This window comes from Pedobacter puniceum, from assembly GCF_009674685.1.
In the GTDB taxonomy this organism is placed as follows: domain Bacteria; phylum Bacteroidota; class Bacteroidia; order Sphingobacteriales; family Sphingobacteriaceae; genus Pseudopedobacter; species Pseudopedobacter puniceum.
The window spans coordinates 63,677-70,408 of record NZ_WKJI01000006.1 but is presented as its reverse complement, the minus strand read 5'-3'; the positions used below and the strand labels follow the sequence as shown (position 1 = coordinate 70,408).

At 36.0% G+C, this 6,732-nt stretch carries 4 protein-coding genes and 1 pseudogene; 2 read left to right on the top strand and 3 right to left on the bottom strand.

What is annotated here, in order from left to right; all coding sequences use genetic code 11:
- Positions 1-1,420, bottom strand: a pseudogene (locus GJJ64_RS16020) (hypothetical protein); the annotation flags it as partial.
- Positions 1,421-1,794: 374 nt separating this feature from the next.
- Between GJJ64_RS16020 and GJJ64_RS16015 the strand changes: the two are divergent.
- The gene (locus tag GJJ64_RS16015) at positions 1,795-3,174 is read left to right on the top strand and encodes a LutB/LldF family L-lactate oxidation iron-sulfur protein (RefSeq protein ID WP_154288765.1); all 1,380 of its coding nucleotides are present in this window, start codon (positions 1,795-1,797) and stop codon (positions 3,172-3,174) included.
- Between the two features lie 29 nt (positions 3,175-3,203).
- Positions 3,204-3,983, top strand: coding sequence for a hypothetical protein (locus GJJ64_RS16010; protein WP_195759306.1), 780 nt, complete (start codon positions 3,204-3,206; stop codon positions 3,981-3,983).
- Here the strand turns inward: GJJ64_RS16010 and GJJ64_RS16005 are convergent.
- On the bottom strand, positions 3,972-4,586 hold the full coding sequence (locus tag GJJ64_RS16005) for a SprT-like domain-containing protein (RefSeq protein ID WP_317162949.1): 615 nt from the start codon (positions 4,584-4,586) through the stop codon (positions 3,972-3,974). The two genes, GJJ64_RS16010 and GJJ64_RS16005, sit on opposite strands and share 12 nt — an antisense overlap.
- Positions 4,587-4,614: 28 nt before the next feature.
- Entirely contained in the window at positions 4,615-6,729 is a 2,115-nt protein-coding gene (feoB, locus tag GJJ64_RS16000; protein WP_154288763.1) for a ferrous iron transport protein B, read from the bottom strand.
- Between the last annotated feature and the right edge of the window lie 3 nt (positions 6,730-6,732).

Here is a 6,732-nt window from a genome sequence, read left to right as displayed (position 1 = left end):
TCGCTCCTGCTATACCTTGTGGACCCTGAGGACCTGTTGCTCCGGTATCACCCTTTTCACCTTTCTCGCCTTGAATACCTTGTGGACCTTGAGCTCCGGTTAAACCTATTGGACCTTGTGGACCTACTTCTCCTTGGTCACCTTTATCTCCTTTTGCTCCTACTAGACCTTGTGGGCCTTGTGCTCCGGTTAAACCTATCGGGCCTTGTGGACCTACCTCACCTTGGTCACCTTTATCACCCTTGTCGCCTTTATCTCCTTTTACTCCTGCTAAACCTTGTGGACCCTGAGGACCTGTTGCTCCAGTGTCACCTTTTTCACCTTTCTCGCCTTGAATACCTTGTGGACCTTGAGCTCCGGTTAAACCTATCGGACCTTGAGGACCTACCTCACCTTGGTCACCTTTATCACCCTTGTCGCCTTTATCTCCTTTTGCTCCTGCTAAACCTTGTGGACCCTGAGGACCTGTTGCTCCGGTGTCGCCTTTCTCGCCTTGAATACCTTGTGGACCTTGTGCTCCGGTTAAACCTATTGGACCTTGTGGACCTACCTCTCCTTGGTCACCTTTATCTCCTTTCGCTCCGGTTAAACCTTGTGGACCCTGAGGGCCTGTTAAACCTATTGGACCTTGTGCTCCGGTATCACCTTGGTCACCTTTATCACCCTTGTCGCCTTTATCTCCTTTTGCTCCTGCTAAACCTTGTGGGCCTTGTGCTCCCGTATCACCCTTTTCACCTTTCTCGCCTTGAATACCTTGTGGACCTTGTGCTCCTGTCAAACCTATCGGACCTTGTGGACCTACCTCTCCTTGGTCGCCCTTGTCGCCCTTGTCACCTTTATCTCCTTTCGCTCCTGCTATACCTTGTGGACCCTGAGGACCTGTTGCTCCGGTATCACCCTTTTCACCTTTCTCGCCTTGAATACCTTGTGGACCTGCTGGACCTTGAGGACCTACATCTCCTTTTTCACCTTTGGGTCCAGCTACAGAATTGCTTTGTTTTGAACCACCACTGGATTTTGCATACAATGCAAAAGGAACCGCAATAAGCTCTGAACTACCAAATACTTGAAAATTATTACCCCCAGTAAGATCTAACTCAACTTTCAAATAGTAATTGCTAACAGAAAAGTCTACATCTGTTAATCTTAATGTTCCAGTTGGTTTACCTCTTCCTATAATGTGTGAAAACACACCGAATTGGTTAGAATTTACTTTCTGAGTTTCGGAATATACCGCAACACCATTTGCAGAGCCACTTACAATTGTAAATCTAGCATGGATGAGTTGGTTAACTAATTCTTTACCGTCTGCCTTTCTGGCAACAGCTTGATATTGAAAACCATTTAATCCGTCTTGTGCAAATGAATTGCTGAGCGTTAATAAGAGTAGACTTAGGGTTAAAAGTAAAGATTTAATCATTTTTAAATATTTATAATTATGTTGCCAAAGACAATTGTTGAGCCATATAAAAATCAAGATGTATTTATCTTATTAATTAAAATTTGATATTTTAAAAATATAAAAAAATATCTGATAGAAAACCCCTTATAATAGGCCTAATTGAAATAAAAAGATAACCAGCCGACTTTTATGTGATTATTTAACAACAATTAATTGCTAATTAACAATTAAAACTTTTTAATCTATAATAAATACTGAAAAGTGTAAATAATACCCCAAAAATCCACTTGAAATTTCAAAATTCTACAACTAAAATTCCCCAATTTATACCCAATATGTAAACAGATTGAGAATAATTGTAAGTAGATTAGTTTTATTCTTAAATTTGAACTATGATAAAATTTGCCGATAATTTTAATGAAGTTTCAAAAGAAAAAGCTTTTGATAAACAGCATAGAAATATTATTAATTACAATATCGGCAAGTATGATGTAGCAGTTACCAGAGGACTTTCGAGGCTTATCAATTTAGAGCATGCAAAAAAGAAAGGGCATGTGATTAAATGGAAGGTCATGGAAAATCTTGATAAACTTTTGCCAGAATTTGAATCTAATTTTCAAAAGAAGGGTGGAAAGGTCATTTGGGCTAATAATGCAGAAGAGGCCAATCAAGAGATTCTTCAAATTATTAAAAGAAGCGGCGCTAAATCAGTAATCAAATCTAAATCAATGGTAACAGAAGAAATTCATTTAAATGAATTTCTTGAAAGCAATGAGATAGAATCTTTAGAATCTGACCTTGGCGAATACATAGTCCAACTGCTTGGGCAAAAGCCTTATCATATTGTAACACCAGCCATGCACCTAAGTAAGGAAAATATTGCGCAGCTGTTTCATGAAAAGTTTGGTACTCCGGTAGATGCAACCCCGCAACAATTAACCTTAAAAGCTAGAGAACTACTAAGAGATAAATATTTAAGTGCAGATATAGGTATTACAGGAGGTAATTTTCTTATTGCGGATACTGGCAGTATAGCACTTACAGAAAACGAAGGTAATGCTCGTTTAACCACAACTTTCCCTAAAATACACATCGCTATTGTAGGTATTGAGAAATTGATACCATCTATAACAGACTTAGATCTTTTTTGGCCAATGCTTTCTACTCATGGTACAGGACAAAACTTAACCGTTTATAATACTATTTTAAGTGGCCCTCGTAAAGCGGATGAGACTGATGGCCCAGAAGAAATGTATGTTATTTTATTGGATAACGGTCGTACCGATTTATTAGCACAAAAAGAACAAAGACAAGGCTTATATTGTATAAGATGTGGTGCTTGTTTAAATGGCTGTCCTATTTATAAAAATGTGGGAGGTCATACTTATGAAACTACCTATAGCGGTCCTATTGGCTCTATCATTACCCCACATTTAAGAGGGATGCAAGATTTTAAGCATTTAAGTTATGCTTCTAGCTTATGCGGAAAATGTTCTGAAGTTTGCCCTGTTAAAATAGATATCCACAGTATGCTGTTATTAAATAGAAGAGATGCTGTAAACCAGAAATTAGCCACTTCATCAGAAAAATTAGGATGGTATTTTTGGAAAAATTCTATGCTTAAGAGATCCAAAATGGATATGGTAGGCGGCAAGTTGAAAAACTTTGTGATGAATACCTTCTTTGGAAAAATGTGGGGAAAAAACAGAACGCTTCCTAAAGTTGAGCAACAATCTTTCAGTAAACAGTGGAAAGACAGAAACAAACAATAAAATACCTATCATAAAATATGTTAAAAAACATGGTGTTACTAATGATTTCTTTAGGAATCATTATTTCTTGCAATTCTGTTAACCAAAGTTCATCGCTTACTGTAAAAGATTCTATCAACGCGATAAGTATTACAGATACATCCATATTAATATATACAGAAGGTTTGTTAAAACTGAAAGACTCTTTTGAAAAATTGGAAAGCCCAGTTTACAGTAAAGGAGATTATGCTTATTTCTATAGTGCATATAAAAAGGATGGCGAACCTGTTATTTATCAGGAGTATGGAGATTCTGGAGAATATGGCTTTCAAGAAAAAACATACTTTTTAGAAGAAGGTGAAATTGTATTATATACTGAGAAAAGCAAGCTTTTAATCCCAGAAAGCAAGGGCGATTATCAACATAAAGAATCAAGATATTTTTATAGAAATGGGATATTCTTAAAAGCCGAAGAAAAAAGTGCAGCTAACGACTCGGCACTTCTTAAACTGCCTTTTGTAAAGTTGGATGAAAATTTAGCCGATGAAAAGAAAGTTTTTGATTTTACAGAGATAGAAAGTGCATTGCAAGGAACAGGTAAATATGCTCTAACCTTTAATAAGTTGAACACCTTAAATACTAAGCAATACTTAATGTTAAGTAATAATAATTTAAGTATTGATGTTGCCTATTTGATAAAAACACCAGATTCTTTAATCAACGATATAGCTTTGCAACCAGCTTTATACAAGGGTAAAAAACTGAATATAGAATTTGAAAAGCAAGGTAAAACTTTGATGATTTATAAAAGTGGAAGCTTAAGTAACTAATTTAACTTCTGCCAAGGGATTAAAAAGATACATCCTACCTGTTTTAACTTCCAAGCATCTAAATCTGGTCCTTATTTTATTGAGTTTTTTAAATTCTCTTCCGTTAGGGAGAGTAAAATGTTGATTTTCTAAAACATCTTCAACGTGTAAAATATTCTCTTTAGGCGCATCATAACGCTTTAAGGTTTTATATAAATCTTTATCGGCACAACTAGAAGCAGCCGGATTTTGTAAATAAGATACCACAGCTTTTTTAACATCCAAAGGAAAAATATCTAACTCAAAAAAAGGAAGCATCATCTTCTTAAAGGTATTCTTCCACTCTGAACCATGAGGTTTTACTCTATTTTGATGAGCATTCCAGGTAACCAAATGTGCAAACTCATGAACTGTAGTTATTAGGAAAGCGTAAGGATTTAAGTTATAATTTACCGAAATACGATGATGACTAGCCCTATAAGGCGGTCTATAATCACCTAACTTTGAATTTCTTGTTTTGGATATTTTAAACTCACAAGCATAATCATCAATCCAGGCAGCAATGATAGGTGCCGATTGCTCTGGCAGATACTGTTTTAAAATGCTTATTTTATCTTGCTTCACAAAGAATAAATATCAGCAAATAAAGAAACTATTTCAAGAGGTTAAAGACGATAAAACTTGCTCCGTAAGCTAAAACCAACATATAGAAGAATTGGACAATTGGCCATCTCCATTGTTTTGTTTCGCGATAAACAACTGCCATAGTACTCATACACTGCATCGCGAAAGCGTAAAAAATCATTAAAGAGAATGCTGTGGCGGTGGTAAAAACTAAAGCCCCGGTTTTAGCATTTCTAGCTTGTGCCATTTTATTTCTTACGGGTTCCATTTCAGAATCGTCTCCATCTACAGAATATAGCGTTGCCATAGTACCCACAAACACTTCACGAGCGGCAAAAGAGGTAATTAAAGAAATCCCGATTTTCCAATCGAAGCCTAAAGGTTCTATACTAGGTTCAATAAATTTACCCACAATGCCAGCATAAGAATTTTCTAGCTTTTCTGAGCTTTTTAAGATATTTATTTCTTCCTCAGTATACTGAGAGGTCATTTCTGAAGAACTATATTTCTGATTTATTTTGTCTATTCTATCTCCAGGACCATAACTTGCTAAAACCCATAATACAATAGAAACCGCAACAATAACTTTCCCGGCTTCTGTTACAAAGGTTTTAATACTACCAAACATGGTGAGCGCAACGTTATTCCACCTTGGCATACGGTAAACCGGAAGTTCCATGATAAAATAACTTTTTAAATTGCTCTTGATGATAATTTTCATCACCCAAGCAACTAAAATAGCCATCACAATACTTAGCAAGTACATCAACATCAATACTAAGCCTTGCAAATTGATAAAGCCAAGCACCAGTTTTGATGGTACTACTAATGATATAAGTAAAGTATAAATAGGTAAACGGGCAGAACAACTTACCAATGGCGTAACCATAATGGTGATGATTCTGTCTTTCCAGTTTTCTATAGTTCTGGCACTCATGATAGATGGTACAGCACAAGCCAAGCCACCAATTAATGGTACCACAGACTTACCACTTAGCCCTACTTTACGCATTAATTTATCCATCATAAAAGTAACACGGGCCATATAGCCGGTATCTTCTAAAACAGATATAAAGGCAAATAATAAAGCAATTTGAGGGATGAAGACCATTACACCGCTTAATCCTGCAAGTACGCCATCTATTAATAAATCAGTAAATACGCCTGCGGGCAAATAAGTATGTCCTAATTCTGCCAGCCAAACAAATACGGTTTCTATGAGCATCATAGGATACTCAGACCAAGCAAAAATAGATTGAAAAATGGCAAATAGAATTAAGAAGAATATCACAAAACCCCAAACCTTATGCGTAAGGTAATGGTCTATTTTGTTACTGATGTTTTCTTCTAAAGCTACAGATTTATAAACAACAGTATCCAATAAAATATCATTTATAAAATTGTAACGAGCAATAGTTTCTGCAGCTTGTGCTTTTTGTGGATGAAAATCATGAATTTTCTCTTGCTCTTCTATCCATAAACTATCTTCTTTTTTGATGTACTTTAAATGCTCATGCTGATGAACAATTTGAAGCGCCACATAAGGATTATCTATCTTTAATCTCTCGCTAACTGCTTTGATAAGCTCTGGAGCAATATTTTCTACATCAATAGTAGCATGTTGTAATGGGATATTTGTACTGTAAGAAATAGCACTTTTTAGCTCCTCTAAACCTAAAGATTTTCTTGCTGCCAGAGCTACAACAGGTACATTTAATCTTGAAGCTAAAGCATTGATATCAATTTCAATATTACCTTTTTCTGCCTGATCCATCATGTTTAAAGCGATGATAACGGGCAGCTTCAAATCAGCAATTTGAGTATATAAAAGTAAATTTCTTTTCAGATTTGTTGCATCTGCAACGATAACTACTAAGTCTGGATGTGAGGAATTATCTGGATTAGATAGTACTTCAAAAACGATAGTTTCATCGGCACTTTTAGGATATAAACTGTAAGTACCTGGTAAATCAATGATTTCTACTTGTTGGCCATCTTGTAATTTGCATAAACCAGATTTTTTGTCAACTGTAACACCTGGGAAGTTTCCAACTTTTTGGTTTAAACCCGTTAAGGCATTAAAAATAGTTGATTTACCTGTATTGGGGTTACCAACAAGCGCTACTCTGAGTGTACTTTTCAAGCC